Below are 19584 nucleotides of genomic sequence, written 5' to 3' on the forward strand. Positions count from 1 at the left end.
CGCCATCCGGAGCTTTAACTGATGAAAGATTTGCTGAATCTTCTCAAGAGCCAGAATCAGAGCAAGGAATTCGACGCCATCCGCATTGGCCTGGCGTCGCCTGACATGATTCGTTCCTGGTCTTTTGGCGAAGTAAAAAAGCCTGAGACCATTAACTACCGTACCTTCAAGCCGGAGCGTGACGGTCTTTTCTGTGCCAAGATCTTCGGCCCGATCAAGGACTACGAGTGTCTGTGCGGAAAATACAAGCGCCTCAAGCACCGCGGTGTCATTTGTGAAAAGTGTGGTGTCGAGGTTGCCCTGGCGAGCGTTCGTCGTGAGCGCATGGGCCATATTGAGCTGGCCAGCCCGGTCGCCCATATCTGGTTCCTGAAGTCGCTGCCGTCCCGCATCGGCCTGATGCTGGACATGACCCTGCGTGATATCGAGCGGGTTCTGTACTTCGAGAGCTTTATTGTTATCGATCCGGGCATGACCACTCTGGAGAAGGGCCAGCTGCTGAACGATGAGCAGTATTACGAAGCCCTGGAAGAGTTTGGTGACGAGTTCGACGCCCGCATGGGTGCGGAAGCCGTCAAGCAATTGCTGGAAGACATCGATCTGCAGGCCGAAGTTGACGCGCTGCGCGAAGAAATTCCGCAGACCAACTCCGAGACCAAGATCAAGAAATTCAGCAAGCGCCTGAAAATTCTGGAAGCGTTCCTGTATTCCGGTAACAAGCCGGGCGACATGGTCATGACCGTGCTGCCGGTTCTTCCGCCGGACCTGCGCCCCCTGGTTCCCCTGGATGGTGGCCGTTTTGCCACTTCCGACCTGAACGACCTGTACCGTCGGGTGATCAACCGGAACAACCGTCTCAAGCGCCTTTTGGAGCTGAATGCTCCGGACATCATCGTGCGTAACGAGAAGCGGATGCTGCAGGAAGCTGTGGATGCCCTGCTGGACAATGGCCGTCGTGGCCGTGCCATCACCGGCACCAACAAGCGCCCCCTGAAGTCCCTGGCTGACATGATCAAGGGTAAGCAGGGTCGTTTCCGTCAGAACCTGCTGGGTAAGCGTGTTGACTACTCCGGCCGTTCGGTGATCGTGGTAGGTCCGTACCTGCGCCTGCATCAGTGCGGTCTGCCGAAGAAAATGGCTCTGGAGCTGTTCAAACCGTTCATTTTCTCAAAGCTTGAGCACCGCGGACTGGCGACCACGATCAAGGCCGCCAAGAAGATGGTCGAGCGTGAGGAAGGTGTGGTCTGGGATATCCTGGATGAGGTCATCCGTGAGCATCCGATCCTGCTGAACCGTGCGCCGACCCTGCACCGTCTGGGCATCCAGGCGTTCGAGCCGGTTCTGATCGAAGGTAAGGCCATTCAGCTGCACCCGCTGGTGTGTGCGGCCTACAACGCTGACTTCGATGGTGACCAGATGGCGGTACACGTACCGCTGACTCTGGAAGCCCAGCTTGAAGCCCGCGCGTTGATGATGTCTACCAACAACGTGTTGTCGCCCGCCAACGGCGAACCCATCATCGTACCGTCTCAGGACGTGGTACTGGGGCTGTACTACATGACCCGTGAGCGTCACGCCGCTCTGGGTGAAGGTATGGTCTTTGCTGACGTCAAGGAAGCCCATCGCGCTTACGGTGCCGGTCAGGTTGACCTGCAGGCGAAGGTTAAGGTTCGGGTCAAGGAAGTTGCGGTTGACGAAGACGGTAATCGTACCGAGAGCTTCCGCATTGTCGATACCACCGTTGGTCGCGCTCTGCTTTACGATATCGTGCCGGACGGCCTGCCGTTCGAGATCGTCAACAAGCCGATGGTGAAGAAGGCGATTTCCAACCTGATCAACACCTGTTACCGGGATGCTGGTCTTAAAGACACGGTCATCTTCGCTGACCAGTTGATGTACATGGGTTACCACTACGCAACCCGTTCCGGTATCTCGATCGGCTTTAACGATTTCGAGATTCCGCCGGAGAAGTACGAGCTGGTGGATGCGGCCTCCGACGAAGTAAAAGACATCGAAAACCAGTATGCATCCGGTCTTCTGACCCAGGGTGAGAAGTACAACAAGGTGATCGACATCTGGTCCCGTGCCAACGACAAAGTGTCCAAGGCAATGATGGAGCGTCTGTCCAAAGAGCAGGTTATTGGCCCTGATGGCCAGCCAGTGAAGGGCGAAGACGGTGAAGACCTGATGCAGGAGTCCTTCAACTCCGTCTACATGATGGCCGATTCCGGTGCGCGGGGTTCCGCCGCCCAGATCCGTCAGCTGTCCGGTATGCGTGGTCTGATGGCCAAGCCGGATGGTTCCATCATCGAAACGCCGATTACGGCTAACTTCCGTGAAGGTCTGAACGTACTCCAGTACTTCATCTCGACTCACGGTGCTCGTAAAGGTCTGGCGGATACTGCACTGAAGACCGCGAACTCCGGTTACCTGACCCGCCGTCTGGTTGACGTGTCTCAGGATCTGGTGGTGACCGAGGAAGACTGTGGTACCGATGAAGGTCTGCTGATGACGCCGCACATCGAAGGCGGCGACGTGGTTGTGCCGCTGGGCGACCGGGTTCTGGGTCGTGTGACGGCTCGCGATGTGTTCACGCCGACTGACAAGGACAACGCCGTTGTTCCTGCGGGCACACTGCTCGACGAGAAGACCGTCGAAATGGTTGAGCGCGCGGGTGTAGACGAAATCTGGGTACGCTCTGCGATTACCTGTGAGACCCGTCACGGCATCTGTTCCAAGTGTTACGGCCGTGATCTGGCCCGTGGCCACCAGGTGAACGTGGGCGAAGCGGTAGGTGTTATCGCTGCCCAGTCCATCGGTGAGCCTGGTACCCAGCTGACCATGCGTACCTTCCACATTGGTGGTGCCGCGAGCCGGGCGTCTGCGGTAGACAATATCCAGGTGAAGCATGGTGGTACGGTACGCCTGCACAACCTGAAGTCGATCGAGAAAACCGACGGTTCGCTGGTGGTGGTATCCCGTTCCTCCGCGCTGGCCATTGCCGATGAGCAGGGGCGTGAGCGCGAGTGGTACAAACTGCCGTATGGTGCCGTGCTGTCTGTGAAGAACGGTGATCAGGTAGAAGCTGGTGTTGTGGTTGCCAAGTGGGATCCGCACACGCACCCGATCATCGCGGAAGCGAAGGGCACCGCCAAGTTCGTCAACATGGAAGAGGGCATTACTGTCCGTACCCAGGCTGACGAGCTGACCGGTCTGTCCACGATGGAAGTGATTGACCCGAAAGAGCGTCCGGCTGCGGGTAAGGACATTCGTCCGGCCATTCAGTTGGTCGACGACTCGGGAGAGGAAGTGGAGCTGCCCGGGGGCGGTACCGCGATCTTCTTCCTGCCGGCCAACGCTCTGGTAACCATGGCGAATGGTGCCAAGATCGAGCTGGGCGATGTGGTCGCCCGTATTCCGCAGGAAAGCTCGAAGACCCGGGACATCACCGGTGGTCTGCCTCGGGTTGCCGACCTGTTCGAGGCCCGTCGTCCGAAAGAGTCCGCGATCCTCGCGGAGATCAGCGGGGTGGTTTCCTTCGGTAAAGAGACCAAAGGCAAGAAGCGCCTGGTGATCACGCCGAAGGATGATGATGCCTATGAGGTTCTGATTCCGAAGCATCGCCAGCTCAACGTGTTCGAAGGTGAAACCGTTGAAAAGGGTGAGGTGATCTCGGATGGTCCGTCGAACCCGCACGACATCCTGCGTCTGCTGGGTGTGGTCGAGCTGGCCAAGTACATCACCAACGAAATCCAGGACGTGTACCGTCTGCAGGGCGTTGTCATCAACGATAAACATATCGAGGTTATCGTTCGCCAGATGCTGCGCAAGGTGGAAATCACCGATCCGGGTGATACCACTCTGCTGTCGGGCGACCAGGTAGAAATTACCCAGGTGATGGAAGAGAACGAGAAGGCGAATGCGGCAGACAAAGAGCCTGCACGCTTCGAGCGTCTGCTGCTTGGTATCACCAAGGCATCGTTGGCGACCGAGTCCTTCATCTCTGCGGCCTCGTTCCAGGAAACCACCCGGGTTCTGACCGAGGGTGCGGTGACTGGCAAGCGGGACTACCTGCGCGGTCTGAAGGAAAACGTGGTGGTAGGGCGTCTGATTCCGGCCGGTACAGGTCTTGCCTATCACAACGAGCGCCGTCGCAAGCGTGACCTGGAAGAGCAGGGCGTGACTGCGGCCGATGTTGAAGAAGCTCTGAGCGCCGAACTTAACCGCGAAAGCTGAGTTCGCGCGCGCCACCCTCGGGGTAGATACCTACCTCCAGGGTGGTTAAAAAGAGATCAGTCATCTTGACTGACTCGGGACGCAAGCTTAAACTTGCGTCCCTTAAATTTTACCCCCTGCATTGGGGGTAAGTTTCATTGGTATGGTTTTTTTGGAGTTTGCTTACATGGCAACGATTAATCAGTTGGTGCGTAAGCCTCGTAAGCGCAAGGTAGCCAAGAGCGACGTTCCCGCGCTCCAGGCTTGCCCTCAGCGCCGTGGTGTGTGCACTCGTGTATACACCACTACGCCGAAGAAGCCGAACTCAGCACTGCGTAAAGTGTGCCGTGTTCGTCTGACTAACGGCTACGAGGTTTCCTCATACATTGGTGGTGAAGGTCACAACCTTCAGGAGCACAGTGTTGTGCTGATCCGGGGCGGTCGAGTAAAAGACCTTCCGGGTGTGCGCTATCACACTGTTCGCGGTACTTTGGACACCCAGGGTGTACAGAACCGTAAGCAGGGCCGCTCCAAGTACGGTGCAAAACGACCCAAGTCCTGATGTCCCGAGCGGGTGTCTTTTATCGTTGCTTGTCAGAACGGTAAGAGTAAGGCTGAGTAGCAGGTGGCTATCTCAGGGGTTCCTGAAGACCTTTTAGATATATAAGGGCTTATCGATGCCTAGAAGAAGAGTTGCAGCTAAGCGGGAAATTATTCCCGATCCGAAATTCGGCAGTGCACGTCTTGCCAAGTTCATCAACCACGTGATGGAAAGCGGTAAGAAGTCTGTTGCAGAGCGCATTGTTTATGGCGCGCTCGATATTGTTGCCGAGAAATCCAAGGAAGAGCCGATCGAAATGTTCGAGAAGGCCCTGGAGAACATCCAACCGATGGTGGAAGTAAAATCCCGTCGCGTGGGTGGTGCTACTTACCAGGTGCCTGTAGAAGTACGGCCTTCCCGTCAGAACGCGCTGGCTATGCGCTGGCTCGTCGAATACTCACGGAAGCGTGGTGAGAAGTCCATGGCGCAACGTCTGGCCGGCGAAATTCTTGACGCGGCAGACAGCAAAGGTGCCGCGGTGAAGAAGCGCGAAGACGTGCATCGTATGGCAGAAGCCAACAAAGCATTCTCTCACTTCCGTTTCTAACAAGCCGAGGTTTATATCGTGGCACGCAAGACTCCTATCAAACGTTACAGAAACATTGGTATCTGTGCGCACGTGGATGCGGGCAAGACCACTACAACCGAGCGTATTCTTTACTACACCGGTCGTAGTCACAAAATGGGTGAAACCCATGACGGCGCTTCCACTACAGACTGGATGGAGCAGGAGCAGGAGCGTGGTATCACCATCACGTCTGCCGCTGTTACAACCTTCTGGCAGGGTATGGACAAGCAATACCCCGAGCACCGCATCAACATCATCGACACACCGGGGCACGTTGACTTCACTATCGAAGTAGAGCGTTCTCTGCGGGTTCTCGACGGTGCGGTCGTTGTATTCTGTGGTTCTTCCGGTGTTGAGCCGCAGTCCGAGACTGTATGGCGTCAGGCCAACAAGTATGAAGTTCCGCGCATGGTGTTCGTCAACAAGATGGACCGTGCCGGCGCTAACTTTATGCGCGTTGTTGAGCAGATCCGTAACCGTCTGGGCGCGACCACTGTGCCCATCCAGCTGCCGATCGGCGCGGAAGACGATTTCGAAGGCATCGTTGACCTGCTGCGCATGAAGGCTATCTACTGGAACGAAGCTGACCAGGGCATGACCTACGAGCTTCGCGACATTCCGGAATCCATGAAGGCTGAAGCCGAGAAGGCTCGCGAGCAGATGATTGAAGCTGCTGCCGAAGCCAACGAAGAGTACATGGACAAGTACCTGGAAGGCGAAGAGCTGACCTACGAAGAGATCAAGAAAGGTCTGCGCGATCGTACCATCGCCAACGAAATCGTTCTGGCGACCTGTGGTTCCGCGTTCAAGAACAAGGGTGTGCAGGCGGTACTTGATGCCGTTATCGAATTCCTGCCGGCTCCGGATGAGGTTAAAGCCATCCGCGGTGAGGTTGACGACGAAGGTACAGAAGAGACTCGTCCGGTTGACGACGATGCGCCGTTCGCTGCTCTGGCGTTCAAGATCGCCACCGATCCGTTCGTGGGCACGCTGACCTTCTTCCGTGTTTACTCCGGTAAGCTGGAATCTGGTAATGCCGTGTTCAACTCGGTTAAAGGCAAGAAAGAGCGTGTGGGCCGTATGGTTCAGATGCACGCCAACGACCGTGAAGAGATCAAGGAAGTTCTGGCGGGCGACATCGCCGCTGCCATTGGCCTGAAGAACGTGACCACCGGTGACACCCTGTGTGACGAGAACAACAAGATTGTTCTGGAGCGCATGGAGTTCCCTGAGCCGGTTATCTCTGTGGCGGTTGAGCCGAAGTCCAAGGCTGACCAGGAGAAGATGGGTGTGGCGCTGGGCAAGCTGGCCCAGGAAGATCCTTCGTTCCGTGTTCGCACCGACGAAGAGTCCGGTCAGACCATCATCTCTGGTATGGGTGAGCTTCACCTGGACATCATCGTTGACCGTATGCGTCGCGAGTTCAAGGTTGAGGCCAACATCGGTAAGCCTCAGGTGGCTTATCGTGAGTGCATCCGTAAGCCGGTTGATGTTGAAGGTAAATTCGTTCGTCAGTCTGGTGGTCGCGGTCAGTACGGTCACGTAAAAGTGAAGTTGGAGCCGCTGCCTCTGGATGATGAAGATGCTGAAAACTTCATCTTCGTGAACGAGATCGTTGGTGGTGTGGTTCCCAAGGAATACATTCCGGCGGTTCAGCAGGGTATCGAGGAGCAGATGCAGAACGGCTGTCTGGCCGGCTATCCGCTGCTGGGTATCAAGGCGACGCTGTACGATGGTTCCTATCACGACGTCGACTCCAACGAAATGGCGTTCAAGATCGCTGGTTCCATGGCGATGAAGAAAGGCGCCCTCGAAGCAAATCCTGCCCTTCTTGAGCCGATCATGAAGGTTGAGGTTGTTACCCCTGAAGATTACATGGGTGACGTTGTTGGCGACCTGAACCGTCGTCGCGGCCTTGTGCAGGGTATGGATGAAGGCCCGGCGGGCAAGGTCATCCGTGCTGAAGTTCCGTTGTCGGAGATGTTCGGTTACGCCACCGACCTGCGTTCTGCAACACAGGGTCGGGCGTCTTATGCGATGGAGTTCTCCCGCTATATGGAAGCTCCTTCGAACATTGCCGAAGCGATCATTAAAAAGGGTTGATCCCAGGACTTAAGAAACAGGAAGAGGTGTAACCGTGTCCAAAGCAAAGTTTGAGCGTAACAAGCCGCACGTAAACGTGGGCACCATCGGTCACGTTGACCATGGTAAGACCACTCTGACAGCTGCCCTGACTCGTGTATGTCACGAAGTTTGGGGCACTGGCGAGAGCCGTGCTTTCGATCAGATCGATAACGCACCGGAAGAGCGTGCGCGTGGTATTACCATCGCGACCTCTCACGTAGAGTACGATTCTCCGACCCGTCACTACGCCCACGTAGACTGCCCGGGCCACGCTGACTATGTGAAGAACATGATCACTGGTGCGGCACAGATGGACGGCGCGATCCTGGTTTGCTCCGCAGCTGACGGCCCCATGCCGCAGACTCGTGAGCACATCCTGCTGTCCCGTCAGGTTGGCGTTCCTTTCATTGTCGTGTTCCTGAACAAGGCCGACATGGTAGACGACGAGGAGCTGCTGGAGCTGGTTGAGATGGAAGTTCGTGACCTGCTGAGCCAGTACGACTTCCCGGGTGACGACACCCCGATCATCACCGGTTCTGCCCTGATGGCGCTGGAAGGCAAAGACGACAACGAAATGGGTACTACCGCTGTCAAGAAGCTGGTAGAAGCCCTGGACGACTACATTCCTGAGCCGGAGCGTGCGATCGATCAGCCGTTCCTGATGCCGATCGAGGACGTATTCTCCATCTCTGGTCGTGGTACCGTAGTAACTGGTCGTGTTGAGCGTGGCATCATCAAGGTTGGTGACGAAGTGGAAATCGTGGGTATCCGCGACACCACCAAGACCACCTGTACCGGTGTTGAGATGTTCCGCAAGCTGCTGGACGAAGGTCGTGCCGGCGAGAACGTTGGTGTTCTGCTGCGTGGTACCAAGCGTGACGACGTTGAGCGTGGTCAGGTTCTGTGTGTACCGGGCTCCATCAAGCCGCACACCAAGTTCGAGTGTGAAGTGTACGTACTGTCCAAAGAAGAAGGTGGTCGTCATACTCCGTTCTTCAAGGGCTACCGTCCGCAGTTCTACTTCCGGACCACTGACGTGACCGGTTCTTGCGAACTGCCGGAAGGCGTAGAAATGGTAATGCCGGGTGACAACGTGAAAATGACCGTCACCCTGATCGCTCCGATCGCCATGGAAGATGGCCTGCGCTTCGCGATTCGCGAAGGTGGTCGTACCGTTGGTGCCGGCGTGGTCGCCAAGATCATCGAGTAATCTGCTCGATTGATCAGGAAAAAGGGGCTGAGCGTTCAGCCCCTTTTTCTGTTTAGGTCGCAAATGTCGCTCAACCCTGTCAATGGCAATGCTGTTGACAGGGTTGGGTATTATGCATACAATGCGGCTCCTTTTTTTGAAGGTCGGCTAACTAGTAGCTGCTACGAGTGGAGTTTGGTGCATCATGCAAAGCCAAAAAATTCGAATCCGGTTGAAGGCGTTTGATTATCGCCTGATCGACCAGTCCACGCAGGAGATTGTCGATACCGCCAAGCGGACCGGCGCTCAGGTGCGTGGTCCCATTCCTCTGCCGACGCGGAAGGAAAAGTACACGGTATTGATCTCTCCGCACGTCAACAAAGACGCGCGTGATCAATATGAAATTCGTACGCATAAGCGTCTGCTCGACATTGTTGAGCCGACGGAAAAGACAGTAGATGCTCTGATGAAACTGGACCTGGCAGCAGGTGTAGACGTTCAGATCAGCCTCGGCTAATACCGCCCGGTATTAGTCTGTGTAACTGTCATAGGCCATAGAGGGTGCAAGCCCCGTACACTTAAGAGGTGAAACATGGCAATTGGTGTTGTCGGTCGTAAGGCCGGTATGACCCGTATTTTTACGGATGAAGGGCAGGCGCTGCCTGTCACGGTAATTGAGGTTGAGCCCAACCGCATTACCCAACTCAAGACCCTCGAAAGCGACGGCTACCGTGCAGTGCAGGTAACCGTAGGTTCTCGTCGTTCCTCCCGTGTAAACAAGGCGGCTGCCGGGCACTTTGCAAAAGCAGGTGTTGAAGCTGGTCGTGGCGTTTGGGAATTCCGTCTGGCTGATGGCGAAGGTGAAGACCTGGCCGCCGGTGGCGAGCTGACCGTTTCCGTGTTTGAAGACGGTCAGGTGGTTGACGCAGTAGGTCAGTCCAAGGGTAAGGGCTTCCAGGGCGGTGTTAAGCGCTGGAACTTCTCCATGCAGGACGCTACTCACGGTAACTCCCTGTCTCATCGTGCTCCGGGTTCCATTGGTCAGAACCAGACTCCGGGTAAGGTGTTCAAGGGCAAGAAGATGGCCGGTCAGATGGGTAATGCGCAGGTTACTGTGCAGAACCTGAAAATCGTCCGTGTCGATGCCGAGCGCAACCTGCTGCTGGTAAGTGGTGCCGTACCTGGCGCAACTGGCGGCGACGTTGTCATCAAGCCTGCAGTTAAAGCCTGAGGAGCGGTGCGATGGAATTGACAATTACTGGTAGCGGCAAGGGGATTTCTGTTTCCGACGCTGCGTTTGCCAAAGATTTTAACGAAGCTCTGGTGCATCAGGTGGTTACTGCTTACATGGCAGCTGGCCGTCAGGGTACCAAGGCCCAGAAGACACGTTCCGAAGTCAGTGGTGGTGGCAAGAAGCCATGGCGCCAGAAGGGTACTGGTCGTGCCCGTGCTGGTACCATTCGTAGCCCGATCTGGCGTTCAGGCGGCGTAACCTTTGCTGCCAAGCCCCGTGACTTCGAGCAAAAGGTTAACCGCAAGATGTACCGTGCGGCGATGCGTTCCATTTTCTCCGAGCTGGTACGCCAGGAGCGTCTGGTTGTGGTTGACGACATGAATGTCGATACGCCCAAGACCAAGGCCTTCACTGCCAAGCTGAGCGATCTGGGTGTGTCCAACGCCCTGATCCTGTCTGAGAATGTTGAGCAGAATCTGCACCTGGCTTCCCGCAACGTTCCCCATGTGGATGTTCGCGATGTGGCAGGTCTGGATCCGGTCAGCCTGGTTGCCTTCGAGAAAGTCGTGGTGACTGTTCCCGCTCTGAAGAAGATCGAGGAGATGCTGGGATGAATCAGGAACGTATTTACAAGGTCCTGTTGGGGCCGCACGTATCAGAAAAAGCGTCTCTGGCGGCAGAGCGTGGTCAGGTGGTGTTTCGCGTAGCGCCTGATGCGACCAAGCCCGAGATCAAGAAAGCCGTTGAGCAACTGTTCAACGTCACCGTCGAAGGTGTTCAGGTTCTGAACCGTAAGGGTAAGCTCAAGCGCACTATCCGCGGGTTCGGCAAGCGTAATGACATTCGTAAGGCTTACGTCAAGCTGGCAGAAGGTCAGGACATCGATTTTCTGGATGTGGAATAAGGTAAAGGGGTCGTAATATGCCGATCGTCAAAACCAAGCCAACATCTGCCGGACGCCGTCACGTTGTAAAACTTTACAACCCGGATCTGCACAAAGGACGTCCTTACGAGCCGTTGGTAGAAACAAAGAGTAAGTCTGGTGGCCGTAACAATGTTGGCCGCATTACTACTCGTCACATTGGTGGTGGTCATAAGCAGCACTACCGTGTTATCGACTTCAAGCGGACCAAAGATGGTATCCCGGCGGTCATTGAGCGCCTGGAATACGATCCTAACCGCTCTGCGCACATTGCGCTGGTCAAATATGCCGATGGCGAGCGTCGTTACATTATCGCTCCCAAAGGTATGAAGGCTGGTGATCCTGTGCGCTCCGGCGTCGACGCGCCGATCAAGGTGGGCTCCACGCTGCCGCTCCGGAACATTCCGGTCGGTTCCGTAATCCACTGCGTCGAACTCAAGCCTGGCAAAGGTGCACAGCTGGCTCGCTCTGCGGGCGCATCCGTACAGCTGGTTGCTCGGGAAGGGGCGTATGCCACCATCCGCCTGCGTTCAGGTGAAATGCGTAAGGTGCTTGTAGATTGCCGTGCCACTCTGGGCGAAGTGTCCAACAGTGAGCATAGCCTCAAGCAGCTTGGTAAAGCGGGTGCATCACGTTGGCGCGGCAAACGGCCAACAGTACGTGGTGTTGCTATGAACCCAGTTGACCACCCGCATGGTGGTGGTGAAGGGCGTACCTCTGGCGGACGTCACCCGGTTACTCCGTGGGGTGTTCCGACCAAAGGGCATAAGACTCGTAAGAACAAGCGTACTGACAAGATGATAGTACGTCGTCGTTCGGCCAAGTAAACGACTACATAGAGGTAATTGCTGTGCCACGTTCTTTGAAGAAAGGTCCTTTTATAGACCTGCATCTGTTGAAGAAGGTCGAGGCAGCTCTGGAAGCAAATGACAAGCGGCCCATTAAAACCTGGTCCCGCCGGTCAACAGTTTTCCCGGAGATGGTAGGCCTGACCATTGCAGTCCACAACGGCAAGCAGCACGTGCCGGTTTATGTCACCGAAGATATGGTTGGACATAAGCTGGGTGAGTTCGCGGCAACGCGTACTTATCGTGGTCATGCGGCCGACAAGAAAGCTAAACGCTGATTCTGAGGTAATAGAAATGGAAGTAGCAGCCAAGTACAAGGGCGCTCGCCTCTCAGCTCAGAAAGCACGTCTTGTCGCTGACCAAGTACGCGGCAAGGCTGTTGAGGACGCCCTGAACATTCTGACTTTCAGCCCTAAGAAGGCAGCGGTTGTGATCAAGAAAGCTCTTGAATCCGCCATTGCCAACGCTGAGCACAACGAAGGTCTGGACGTAGATGATCTGCGGGTTTCCACCGTGATGGTGGATGAGGGCCCAACGCTCAAGCGAATCAAAGCTCGAGCCAAGGGGCGCGCTGACCGTATTTTCAAGCGCACCTGTCATATCACCGTCAAGGTCGCCGACAAGTAGGAGATGCTCAGATGGGTCATAAAGTAAATCCAACCGGCATTCGCCTGGGTGTGATCAAAGAGCACAACTCAGTGTGGTACGCCGACAAAAAGGACTACGCGAAGAATCTTCTGAATGATATTCAGGTTCGCGAATTCCTGGACAAGCGTCTGGTTAAGGCGTCTGTCAGCAAGATCGTGATCGAGCGCCCTGCTCAGAACGCCCGGATCACGATCCATACCGCCCGCCCCGGTATTGTTATCGGTAAGAAGGGTGAAGATGTTGACCGTCTGCGTCGCGAAGTCAGCGACATGATGGGTGTGCCTGTGCACATCAACATCGAAGAAGTCCGCAAGCCGGACCTGGATGCCCGCCTGGTAGCGCAAAACGTTGCCGGCCAGCTGGAGCGTCGTGTGATGTTCCGTCGCGCTATGAAGCGTGCGGTTCAAAACGCCATGCGTCAGGGAGCCAAGGGTATCAAGATTCAGGTTGGTGGTCGTCTTGGGGGTGCTGAAATCGCACGTTCCGAGTGGTATCGCGAAGGTCGTGTACCTCTGCACACACTGCGTGCAGATATTGATTATGCAACCTATGAAGCGCACACCACTTACGGCGTTATCGGCGTAAAGGTATGGATCTTCAAAGGTGAGATTCTTGGTGGTATGGAGCAGGTCCGTGCTGACAAGAAAGCCTCTGGGAAGAAAGGTTCTAAGTAAAGGGGCACTCTTATGCTGCAACCAAAACGCACCAAATTCCGCAAGGTAATGAAAGGCCGTAACACCGGTCTTGCTCAGCGCGCAAACAAGGTGAGCTTCGGTGAATACGGATTGAAGGCGACCAGCCGTGGGCGTATAACTGCGCGCCAGATTGAGGCAGCGCGTCGTACCATGACTCGCCGCATCAAGCGGGGCGGTAAGATCTGGATCCGGGTGTTCCCGGACAAGCCGATCACCGGTAAGCCGCTGGAAGTACGTATGGGTAAAGGTAAAGGTTCTGTCGAGTATTGGGTGGCTGAGATTCAGCCAGGCCGCATGTTGTACGAGATGGAAGGTGTCGCGGAAGAAATCGCACGCGAAGCTTTCACTCTGGCTGCCGCCAAACTGCCGGTACAGACCACCTTTGTTAAGAGGACGGTGATGTGATGAAAGCAACAGAGCTGCGTGAAAAGTCAGTCGAGGAGCTGAACAAAGAGCTGATCGACCTCCTGAAGGAGCAGTTCAACCTGCGCATGCGCAAGGCGACAGGTCAGCTGAATCAGTCTCACCTTCTCGGCAAGGTGAAGCGCGATATCGCTCGCGTGAAAACAGTATTGAACGAAAAGGCAGGACAGTGACATGACCGAAGCTACCCAAACTGCCAGAACTCTGAGCGGCAAGGTCGTGAGCAACAAGATGGACAAGTCCATCGTGGTCCTGGTTGAGCGTCAGGTTAAACACCCGCTGTACGGTAAGTACATGAAGCGTTCAACCAAGATTCATGCGCACGATGAAAGCAATCAGTGCAACACTGGTGACACCGTAACCATCCAGGAAACCCGTCCGGTCTCCAAGACCAAGAGCTGGGCCCTGGTGGAAGTTACCGAACGCGCTGCCAAGGTGTAATTCGCCCGGAGAACAACCATGATTCAGACTCAAACAATGCTTGAAGTCGCGGATAACAGTGGTGCACGTCAGGTTATGTGCATCAAGGTCCTGGGCGGATCTCACCGGCGTTATGCAACCGTTGGGGATATCATCAAGGTAACCGTCAAGGAAGCCATCCCCCGCGGCAAGGTGAAAAAAGGCCAGGTCCTGAAGGCTGTTGTAGTACGTACCCGTAAGGGTGTGCGTCGTCCGGACGGTTCTCTGATCCGTTTTGACGGTAACGCGGCGGTACTTCTGAACAATCAGGACGCTCCCATTGGTACCCGTATCTTCGGACCGGTTACCCGTGAACTGCGTAACGAGAAGTTCATGAAGATTATCTCACTGGCACCCGAAGTACTTTAAAGGACCAGAGGCCGGTTATGAAAAAGATCAAACGAGATGACGAAGTAATCGTCACCACGGGGAAAGACAAAGACAAACGTGGTAAAGTCCTGAAAGTTCTGGACGACGGTCGCGTGCTTGTTTCTGGCATCAATATGATGAAGAAGCACACAAAGCCGAACCCGATGCTTGGCACCCCGGGCGGTATCGTCGAAAAAGAAGCGCCTATCCAGGCTTCCAACGTGGCTATTTTTAATCCGCAGACCGGCAAAGCCGATCGTGTTGGCTTCCAGATCAAGGAAGACGGCACCAAAGTGCGGATCTTCAAGTCCACGAACGAAGCTGTCGATAACCAGTAAGCGGTGGTGGTTACGATGCTTAACATGAAAGAGCAGTACACTAAGGAAGTGGTACCCGCCCTGCAGAAAGAGTTCGGTTACAAGAACGTGATGCAGGTGCCGCGTATCGAGAAAATCACCCTGAACATGGGTGTTGGCGAAGCGGTTGGTGACAAAAAGCTGATTGAAAATGCCGTGGCGGATCTCGAGCGCCTGGCAGGTCAAAAAGTGGTTGTTACCAAAGCGCGTAAATCCGTCGCGGGCTTCAAAATCCGTGAAGGTTGGCCGATTGGCTGTAAAGTGACCCTGCGCGGTGAGCGCATGTGGGATTTCTTTGATCGTCTGGTGCACATTGCGGTTCCCCGCATTCGTGACTTCCGCGGTCTGAACCCGAAATCCTTCGACGGTCGCGGTAACTACAGCATGGGTGTGCGTGAGCAGATCATCTTCCCGGAGATCGAGTACGACAAAGTCGACAAGATCCGCGGGCTGGATATCACCATCACCACCACTGCCGGTACCGACGACGAAGGTCGCGAACTGTTGAAAGCCTTTGGCTTTCCGTTCAAGAAATAAGGAACGAGTGACATGGCGAAGGTTTCAATGAAAAACCGTGAGCAAAAGCGCGAGAAACTGGTAGCAAAGTATGCTGCCAAGCGCGCCGAGCTCAAGGCGATTATCAAAAACCCGAATACCAGCGATGATGACCGTTGGGATGCACAGATGAAGCTCCAGCAGCTTCCGCGTGATTCATCTCCTTCGCGTCTTCGGAATCGTTGCCAGGTGACTGGTCGTCCCCACGGCGTTCTGCGCAAGTTCGAGCTGTCACGGATCAAACTCCGTGAATACGGCATGCGCGGTGACGTTCCGGGCCTGACCAAGGCAAGCTGGTAAGATAGGCCGCCTGACTTCGGTCAGGTGCCTGTTGGTAAGCGGTGCGGCAAGCCGCTGCACAACTAAAAAGATCAGGAGCCTCATACCAATGAGTATGCAAGACACGCTTGCGGATATGTTTACCCGTATCCGTAATGCCCAGATGGCGTCAAAAGCTGACGTAACGATGCCATCTTCAAAAATGAAGGTCTCAGTAGCCCAGGTCCTCAAGGACGAAGGCTACGTAGCAGATTTTTCTGTTTCAGCTGACGCGAAGCCCGAACTGACCATCACTCTGAAATACTTCGGTGGCAAGCCGGTTATTGAAGAGATTCAGCGGGTCAGCCGTCCGAGTCTGCGCCAGTACAAAGGCGCCGGGGAACTGCCGAAAGTAGCCGGTGGTCTGGGAGTCGCGATTGTCTCAACGTCCAGGGGCGTTATGACAGACCGCGCCGCACGAGCTGCAGGCGTGGGTGGCGAAGTCATCTGCACCGTATTCTAGGAGATACACATGTCCAGGGTTGCCAATAATCCTGTCGTGCTGCCTTCCGGTGTTGAGGTTAAGCTGAACGGACAGGAAATCAATGTGAAGGGTTCCAAAGGAGCGCTTCAGTTCACCATTCACCAGGCGGTTGAAGTAAAGCAGGAAGAAAATGTCCTGCGTTTTGCGGCCCGCGATGGTGCAAAACAGTCCCGCGCTCTTGCTGGTACTACTCGTGCGCTGGTTAACAATATGGTTACCGGCGTATCCACAGGCTGGGAGCGTAAGCTGCAGCTGACGGGCGTAGGTTACCGTGCGCAGGCGCAAGGTAAGAAGCTCAACCTGACACTGGGTTTTTCCCACCCGGTCGAGTATGAGCTGCCCGAGGGTGTTACCGCTGAAACTCCGTCCAATACGGAAGTTGTGATTCGCGGTATCGACAAGCAACAGGTTGGCCAGGTCGCTGCGGAAATCCGCGCGTTCCGTCCGCCCGAGCCGTATAAAGGCAAGGGTGTGCGTTATGCGGATGAGCAGGTCAGACGCAAAGAAGCCAAGAAGAAATAAGGCGGGACTATGAGCGCAAATAACGAAAGACTGCGTCGCGCGCGCAAAGTGCGCATGAAGATCCGTGAGCTGGGTACTGACCGTCTGTGCGTGCACCGTACACCGCGTCATATGTACGCCCAGGTTACGACTGCAGATGGCAGCAAAGTGCTTGCCACTGCCTCCACGTTGGATAAGGAACTGCGCCAGGGTGCAACCGGTAACGTGGACGCTGCCAAGAAGGTCGGTCAGCTGATTGCTGAGCGCGCCAAGGCAGCAGGCATTGAGAAGGTCGCTTTTGACCGCTCAGGTTACCGTTATCACGGTCGTGTTCAGGCTCTTGCCGACGCTGCCCGTGAAGCTGGCTTGCAATTCTAAGAGGTGGAGAAGATGAGCGTTAACGAACAGAAGGCGCCTGAGCTCCAGGAAAAGCTGGTTCAGGTCAATCGTGTCGCCAAGGTAGTTAAAGGCGGCCGTATCTTTGCCTTCACTGCACTGACTGTAGTGGGTGATGGTAAAGGTCGCGTTGGTTTCGGTCGTGGCAAGGCCCGGGAAGTTCCGGTTGCCATCCAGAAGGCCATGGAAGCTGCACGCAAAAACATGGTAGACGTAGCGTTGGACGGCACTACCCTGCAGTACCCGGTTCGGGCGCAGCACGGTGGTTCCAAGGTCTTCATGCAGCCTGCTTCTGAGGGTACCGGTATCATTGCCGGCGGTGCGATGCGCGCCGTACTCGAGGTGGCCGGTGTGCAGAACGTACTGTCCAAGTGTTACGGGTCCACCAACCCGGTGAACGTAGTACGTTCCACCATCAAGGGTCTGCAGGCCATGAAGGCGCCTGAAGACGTTGCAGCCAAGCGCGGTAAATCCGTGGAAGATATTCTGGGTTGAAGTCATGGCGAACGCAAAAACGATCAAAGTAACTCTGACCCGCAGCCCGATCGGCTGTCAGCCCAAGCACAAGCTGTGCGTCAAGGGCCTGGGTCTTCGTAAAATCGGTCACACCGTGGAAGTGGAAGACACTCCTTCCATTCGCGGCATGATCAACCGGGTAAATTACCTGGTTCGGGTTGAGGAGAACTAAGATGCGTCTGAACGAACTTGCTCCGGAACCCGGTTCACGTCCGTCCGCCAAGCGTGTCGGCCGTGGTATCGGTAGCGGTCTCGGCAAAACCGGCGGTCGTGGTCATAAAGGTCTGAAATCCCGTTCCGGTGGCTCCGTTGCTCCTGGTTTCGAGGGTGGTCAGCAGCCTTTGGCCCGTCGTCTGCCTAAGTTCGGTTTCACCTCGCGTCAGCAGCGTTACGTGGCGGAAATCCGCCTGAACGAGCTGGCCAAGGTTGAAGGCGACGTGGTGGATCTGGCGGCCCTGAAAAAGGCTGACATCATTCGCGAAGAAATTCGCGAGGCCAAGGTTATCCTGTCCGGAGAGCTGGACCGTGCGGTAACCGTGAAAGGCCTTCGAGTCACCAAGGGCGCACGCGAAGCGATTACCGCCGCGGGTGGTAAAGTCGAAGACTAAGACGAGTCGAGGACTAAATGGCCAAGACAGCATCATTGCCTGCGGGCGCCGGAAAAGGATTTGCAGAGCTGCGCTCGCGGCTCTGGTTCGTGTTTCTGGCGCTGCTGGTGTACCGGATCGGTGCCCACATTCCGGTTCCCGGTATCAACCCGGATCGGCTGGCGGCACTGTTTGATCAGAACCAGGGAACTATCCTGAGTCTGTTCAACATGTTCTCCGGTGGTGCGCTTGAGCGCATGAGTATCTTCGCACTCGGTATCATGCCGTACATTTCGGCTTCTATTATCATGCAGCTCATGACTGCGGTTAGTCCGCAGCTTGAGCAGCTGAAAAAAGAAGGCGAAGCTGGTCGTCGCAAGATCAGCCAGTATACGCGGTATGGTACGGTTATCCTGGCCCTGGTTCAGGGCTTTGGTATTTCTGTGGGTCTGGCATCACAGGGCGTTACCTTTAATGACAGCTTCAGCTTCCACTTTGTGGCGGTTGTTTCATTTGTCTGCGGTGCGGTCTTCATGATGTGGCTCGGTGAGCAGATCACCGAAAGAGGTATTGGTAACGGTATTTCGCTGCTGATCTTCGCGGGTATTGTTGCCGGTCTTCCTGGCGCCATTGGCCAGACTCTGGAGCAGGCTCGTAACGGTGAAATGAGCTTGCTGGTTGTTCTCGGGATTGGTGTTCTGGCGATTGCTGTTGTCGGTTTCGTGGTCTTCATGGAGCGTGGGCAGCGGCGTTTGACCATCAACTATGCCAAGCGGCAGCAGGGGCGTCGGGTATTTGCCCAGCAGTCCAGCCACCTGCCGCTGAAGGTGAATATGGCCGGCGTGATTCCGCCGATCTTCGCCTCTTCGATTCTACTGTTCCCGGCCTCTCTGGGGCAGTGGTTCGGTCAGGGCGAGGGCATGGAGTGGCTGAGTGATATCTCCCAGGCATTGGCACCGAGCCAGCCGTTGTATATTATCCTGTTCGCAGCAGCAGTTATCTTCTTCTGCTACTTCTACACAGCGCTGATGTACAACCCCAAGGAAGTTGCGGATAACCTCAAGCGTTCCGGCGCGTTTATCCCCGGTATTCGCCCCGGCGAACAGACGGCCAAGTACATCGATGGTGTGCTGACCCGTTTGACTCTGTTCGGTGCTATGTATATTGCAGCAGTATCCCTGTTCCCTCAGTTCCTGATGGTGGCCGGGAATGTGCCTTTCTATCTCGGGGGCACCTCTCTGCTGATTGTTGTAGTCGTGGTGATGGATTTCATGGCTCAGGTTCAGTCGCACCTGATGTCTCACCAGTATGAATCGCTGATGAAGAAATCCAATCTCAAGGGCTATGGACGGAACGGCTGAAAAAGCCGTTCCCCTTGAAAACTGGAGTCGACAATGAAAGTACGCGCTTCGGTAAAGAAAATTTGCCGTAACTGCAAAGTAATTCGACGCAATGGCTCAGTTCGAGTCATCTGCTCGGAGCCTCGTCACAAGCAGCGCCAGGGCTGATCCGTTTCGGATAAGCGCTGACATTGTAAAAGGGGTTCGGAATAGTGGCGCTTGACTCACAGGTGGGT

28 protein-coding genes are annotated in these 19584 nt (G+C 55.5%); all 28 read left to right on the forward strand.

Annotated features, from left to right (window positions below):
- The first annotated feature begins 21 nt into the window (after positions 1–21).
- The 28 genes from rpoC to rpmJ all read left to right on the forward strand — a co-directional run bounded on the left by rpoC (position 22) and on the right by rpmJ (position 19516).
- Entirely contained in the window at positions 22–4236 is a 4215-nt protein-coding gene (rpoC, locus tag MARHY_RS02770) for a DNA-directed RNA polymerase subunit beta' (RefSeq protein ID WP_011784242.1), read from the forward strand.
- A gap of 166 nt (positions 4237–4402) precedes the next feature.
- Positions 4403–4777 carry a 30S ribosomal protein S12 gene (gene rpsL, locus MARHY_RS02775; protein ID WP_008174844.1) on the forward strand — a complete coding sequence of 125 codons (375 nt, stop codon included), beginning with the start codon at positions 4403–4405 and terminating at the stop codon, positions 4775–4777.
- Between the two features lie 115 nt (positions 4778–4892).
- The gene (gene rpsG, locus MARHY_RS02780; RefSeq protein ID WP_011784243.1) at positions 4893–5363 is read left to right on the forward strand and encodes a 30S ribosomal protein S7; all 471 of its coding nucleotides are present in this window, start codon (positions 4893–4895) and stop codon (positions 5361–5363) included.
- Positions 5364–5381: 18 nt separating this feature from the next.
- Positions 5382–7487 (forward strand): elongation factor G, encoded by a 2106-nt coding sequence (fusA, locus tag MARHY_RS02785; protein WP_014420485.1) that lies wholly within the window; start codon positions 5382–5384, stop codon positions 7485–7487.
- A gap of 34 nt (positions 7488–7521) precedes the next feature.
- Positions 7522–8718 (forward strand): elongation factor Tu, encoded by a 1197-nt coding sequence (tuf, locus tag MARHY_RS02790; protein ID WP_011784245.1) that lies wholly within the window; start codon positions 7522–7524, stop codon positions 8716–8718.
- Positions 8719–8902: 184 nt separating this feature from the next.
- Entirely contained in the window at positions 8903–9214 is a 312-nt protein-coding gene (gene rpsJ, locus MARHY_RS02795; RefSeq protein ID WP_004580743.1) for a 30S ribosomal protein S10, read from the forward strand.
- Between the two features lie 75 nt (positions 9215–9289).
- The gene (gene rplC / locus MARHY_RS02800; protein WP_011784246.1) at positions 9290–9928 is read left to right on the forward strand and encodes a 50S ribosomal protein L3; all 639 of its coding nucleotides are present in this window, start codon (positions 9290–9292) and stop codon (positions 9926–9928) included.
- An 11-nt stretch (positions 9929–9939) separates the two neighbouring features.
- A complete protein-coding gene (gene rplD / locus MARHY_RS02805; protein WP_011784247.1) occupies positions 9940–10545 on the forward strand; it encodes a 50S ribosomal protein L4 in 606 nt (201 codons plus the stop codon).
- Positions 10542–10835, forward strand: a complete 294-nt coding sequence (gene rplW, locus MARHY_RS02810) for a 50S ribosomal protein L23 (protein WP_008174862.1) — start codon at positions 10542–10544, stop codon at positions 10833–10835. Before rplD ends, rplW begins: the two co-directional genes overlap by 4 nt.
- A gap of 17 nt (positions 10836–10852) precedes the next feature.
- Positions 10853–11680 (forward strand): 50S ribosomal protein L2, encoded by an 828-nt coding sequence (gene rplB / locus MARHY_RS02815; RefSeq protein ID WP_011784248.1) that lies wholly within the window; start codon positions 10853–10855, stop codon positions 11678–11680.
- Between the two features lie 23 nt (positions 11681–11703).
- Positions 11704–11979 (forward strand): 30S ribosomal protein S19, encoded by a 276-nt coding sequence (rpsS, locus tag MARHY_RS02820; RefSeq protein ID WP_007154011.1) that lies wholly within the window; start codon positions 11704–11706, stop codon positions 11977–11979.
- Positions 11980–11995: 16 nt separating this feature from the next.
- Positions 11996–12328, forward strand: a complete 333-nt coding sequence (gene rplV / locus MARHY_RS02825; RefSeq protein ID WP_008940674.1) for a 50S ribosomal protein L22 — start codon at positions 11996–11998, stop codon at positions 12326–12328.
- A gap of 11 nt (positions 12329–12339) precedes the next feature.
- Positions 12340–13023 (forward strand): 30S ribosomal protein S3, encoded by a 684-nt coding sequence (gene rpsC / locus MARHY_RS02830; RefSeq protein WP_011784249.1) that lies wholly within the window; start codon positions 12340–12342, stop codon positions 13021–13023.
- A 12-nt stretch (positions 13024–13035) separates the two neighbouring features.
- Complete coding sequence (gene rplP / locus MARHY_RS02835) at positions 13036–13449, forward strand: 50S ribosomal protein L16 (RefSeq protein ID WP_011784250.1); 414 nt, start codon at positions 13036–13038, stop codon at positions 13447–13449.
- The gene (gene rpmC / locus MARHY_RS02840) at positions 13449–13640 is read left to right on the forward strand and encodes a 50S ribosomal protein L29 (protein ID WP_008174877.1); all 192 of its coding nucleotides are present in this window, start codon (positions 13449–13451) and stop codon (positions 13638–13640) included. The genes rplP and rpmC overlap by 1 nt, the downstream gene beginning before the upstream one ends.
- 1 nt (position 13641) lies before the next feature.
- A complete protein-coding gene (gene rpsQ, locus MARHY_RS02845) occupies positions 13642–13908 on the forward strand; it encodes a 30S ribosomal protein S17 (protein WP_014420489.1) in 267 nt (88 codons plus the stop codon).
- A gap of 18 nt (positions 13909–13926) precedes the next feature.
- On the forward strand, positions 13927–14295 hold the full coding sequence (rplN, locus tag MARHY_RS02850; RefSeq protein WP_011784252.1) for a 50S ribosomal protein L14: 369 nt from the start codon (positions 13927–13929) through the stop codon (positions 14293–14295).
- A 17-nt stretch (positions 14296–14312) separates the two neighbouring features.
- On the forward strand, positions 14313–14633 hold the full coding sequence (gene rplX / locus MARHY_RS02855; protein WP_011784253.1) for a 50S ribosomal protein L24: 321 nt from the start codon (positions 14313–14315) through the stop codon (positions 14631–14633).
- 15 nt (positions 14634–14648) lie between these two features.
- On the forward strand, positions 14649–15188 hold the full coding sequence (gene rplE, locus MARHY_RS02860; protein WP_011784254.1) for a 50S ribosomal protein L5: 540 nt from the start codon (positions 14649–14651) through the stop codon (positions 15186–15188).
- 12 nt (positions 15189–15200) lie between these two features.
- Complete coding sequence (gene rpsN, locus MARHY_RS02865) at positions 15201–15506, forward strand: 30S ribosomal protein S14 (RefSeq protein WP_011784255.1); 306 nt, start codon at positions 15201–15203, stop codon at positions 15504–15506.
- 88 nt (positions 15507–15594) lie between these two features.
- Positions 15595–15987, forward strand: coding sequence for a 30S ribosomal protein S8 (gene rpsH / locus MARHY_RS02870; protein ID WP_011784256.1), 393 nt, complete (start codon positions 15595–15597; stop codon positions 15985–15987).
- A gap of 9 nt (positions 15988–15996) precedes the next feature.
- Positions 15997–16530 carry a 50S ribosomal protein L6 gene (rplF, locus tag MARHY_RS02875; RefSeq protein WP_011784257.1) on the forward strand — a complete coding sequence of 178 codons (534 nt, stop codon included), beginning with the start codon at positions 15997–15999 and terminating at the stop codon, positions 16528–16530.
- Positions 16531–16539: 9 nt separating this feature from the next.
- Positions 16540–16887 (forward strand): 50S ribosomal protein L18, encoded by a 348-nt coding sequence (gene rplR, locus MARHY_RS02880; protein ID WP_011784258.1) that lies wholly within the window; start codon positions 16540–16542, stop codon positions 16885–16887.
- A 12-nt stretch (positions 16888–16899) separates the two neighbouring features.
- A complete protein-coding gene (rpsE, locus tag MARHY_RS02885) occupies positions 16900–17400 on the forward strand; it encodes a 30S ribosomal protein S5 (protein WP_011784259.1) in 501 nt (166 codons plus the stop codon).
- 4 nt (positions 17401–17404) lie between these two features.
- Positions 17405–17593 (forward strand): 50S ribosomal protein L30, encoded by a 189-nt coding sequence (rpmD, locus tag MARHY_RS02890; protein ID WP_008174894.1) that lies wholly within the window; start codon positions 17405–17407, stop codon positions 17591–17593.
- 1 nt (position 17594) lies between these two features.
- Complete coding sequence (rplO, locus tag MARHY_RS02895; protein ID WP_011784260.1) at positions 17595–18029, forward strand: 50S ribosomal protein L15; 435 nt, start codon at positions 17595–17597, stop codon at positions 18027–18029.
- 17 nt (positions 18030–18046) lie between these two features.
- Positions 18047–19369: a preprotein translocase subunit SecY gene (secY, locus tag MARHY_RS02900; protein WP_011784261.1), complete on the forward strand. Its 1323-nt coding sequence runs from the start codon at positions 18047–18049 to the stop codon at positions 19367–19369.
- A gap of 33 nt (positions 19370–19402) precedes the next feature.
- The gene (gene rpmJ / locus MARHY_RS18455) at positions 19403–19516 is read left to right on the forward strand and encodes a 50S ribosomal protein L36 (RefSeq protein WP_008174902.1); all 114 of its coding nucleotides are present in this window, start codon (positions 19403–19405) and stop codon (positions 19514–19516) included.
- Positions 19517–19584 lie beyond the last annotated feature (68 nt).

Source organism: Marinobacter nauticus ATCC 49840 (genome assembly GCF_000284615.1).
Classification (GTDB): Bacteria; Pseudomonadota; Gammaproteobacteria; order Pseudomonadales; family Oleiphilaceae; genus Marinobacter; species Marinobacter nauticus.

Excerpts from the sequence above, each read along its gene's own strand:
- rpmC (WP_008174877.1), top strand. The coding sequence starts at position 13,449 with ATGAAAGCAACAGAGCTGCGTGAAAAGTCAGTCGAGGAGCTGAACAAA.
- rplC (WP_011784246.1), top strand. The coding sequence starts at position 9,290 with ATGGCAATTGGTGTTGTCGGTCGTAAGGCCGGTATGACCCGTATTTTT.
- rplV (WP_008940674.1), top strand. The coding sequence starts at position 11,996 with ATGGAAGTAGCAGCCAAGTACAAGGGCGCTCGCCTCTCAGCTCAGAAA.
- rplB (WP_011784248.1), top strand. The coding sequence starts at position 10,853 with ATGCCGATCGTCAAAACCAAGCCAACATCTGCCGGACGCCGTCACGTT.
- rpoC (WP_011784242.1), top strand. The coding sequence starts at position 22 with ATGAAAGATTTGCTGAATCTTCTCAAGAGCCAGAATCAGAGCAAGGAA.
- rplR (WP_011784258.1), top strand. The coding sequence starts at position 16,540 with ATGAGCGCAAATAACGAAAGACTGCGTCGCGCGCGCAAAGTGCGCATG.
- rpsQ (WP_014420489.1), top strand. The coding sequence starts at position 13,642 with ATGACCGAAGCTACCCAAACTGCCAGAACTCTGAGCGGCAAGGTCGTG.
- rpmJ (WP_008174902.1), top strand. The coding sequence starts at position 19,403 with ATGAAAGTACGCGCTTCGGTAAAGAAAATTTGCCGTAACTGCAAAGTA.
- rpsL (WP_008174844.1), top strand. The coding sequence starts at position 4,403 with ATGGCAACGATTAATCAGTTGGTGCGTAAGCCTCGTAAGCGCAAGGTA.
- rplD (WP_011784247.1), top strand. The coding sequence starts at position 9,940 with ATGGAATTGACAATTACTGGTAGCGGCAAGGGGATTTCTGTTTCCGAC.
- rplX (WP_011784253.1), top strand. The coding sequence starts at position 14,313 with ATGAAAAAGATCAAACGAGATGACGAAGTAATCGTCACCACGGGGAAA.
- rpsJ (WP_004580743.1), top strand. The coding sequence starts at position 8,903 with ATGCAAAGCCAAAAAATTCGAATCCGGTTGAAGGCGTTTGATTATCGC.
- rpsE (WP_011784259.1), top strand. The coding sequence starts at position 16,900 with ATGAGCGTTAACGAACAGAAGGCGCCTGAGCTCCAGGAAAAGCTGGTT.
- rpmD (WP_008174894.1), top strand. The coding sequence starts at position 17,405 with ATGGCGAACGCAAAAACGATCAAAGTAACTCTGACCCGCAGCCCGATC.
- rplE (WP_011784254.1), top strand. The coding sequence starts at position 14,649 with ATGCTTAACATGAAAGAGCAGTACACTAAGGAAGTGGTACCCGCCCTG.
- rplW (WP_008174862.1), top strand. The coding sequence starts at position 10,542 with ATGAATCAGGAACGTATTTACAAGGTCCTGTTGGGGCCGCACGTATCA.
- rplP (WP_011784250.1), top strand. The coding sequence starts at position 13,036 with ATGCTGCAACCAAAACGCACCAAATTCCGCAAGGTAATGAAAGGCCGT.
- rplO (WP_011784260.1), top strand. The coding sequence starts at position 17,595 with ATGCGTCTGAACGAACTTGCTCCGGAACCCGGTTCACGTCCGTCCGCC.
- rpsN (WP_011784255.1), top strand. The coding sequence starts at position 15,201 with ATGGCGAAGGTTTCAATGAAAAACCGTGAGCAAAAGCGCGAGAAACTG.
- rpsG (WP_011784243.1), top strand. The coding sequence starts at position 4,893 with ATGCCTAGAAGAAGAGTTGCAGCTAAGCGGGAAATTATTCCCGATCCG.
- rpsC (WP_011784249.1), top strand. The coding sequence starts at position 12,340 with ATGGGTCATAAAGTAAATCCAACCGGCATTCGCCTGGGTGTGATCAAA.
- rplF (WP_011784257.1), top strand. The coding sequence starts at position 15,997 with ATGTCCAGGGTTGCCAATAATCCTGTCGTGCTGCCTTCCGGTGTTGAG.
- rplN (WP_011784252.1), top strand. The coding sequence starts at position 13,927 with ATGATTCAGACTCAAACAATGCTTGAAGTCGCGGATAACAGTGGTGCA.
- rpsH (WP_011784256.1), top strand. The coding sequence starts at position 15,595 with ATGAGTATGCAAGACACGCTTGCGGATATGTTTACCCGTATCCGTAAT.
- secY (WP_011784261.1), top strand. The coding sequence starts at position 18,047 with ATGGCCAAGACAGCATCATTGCCTGCGGGCGCCGGAAAAGGATTTGCA.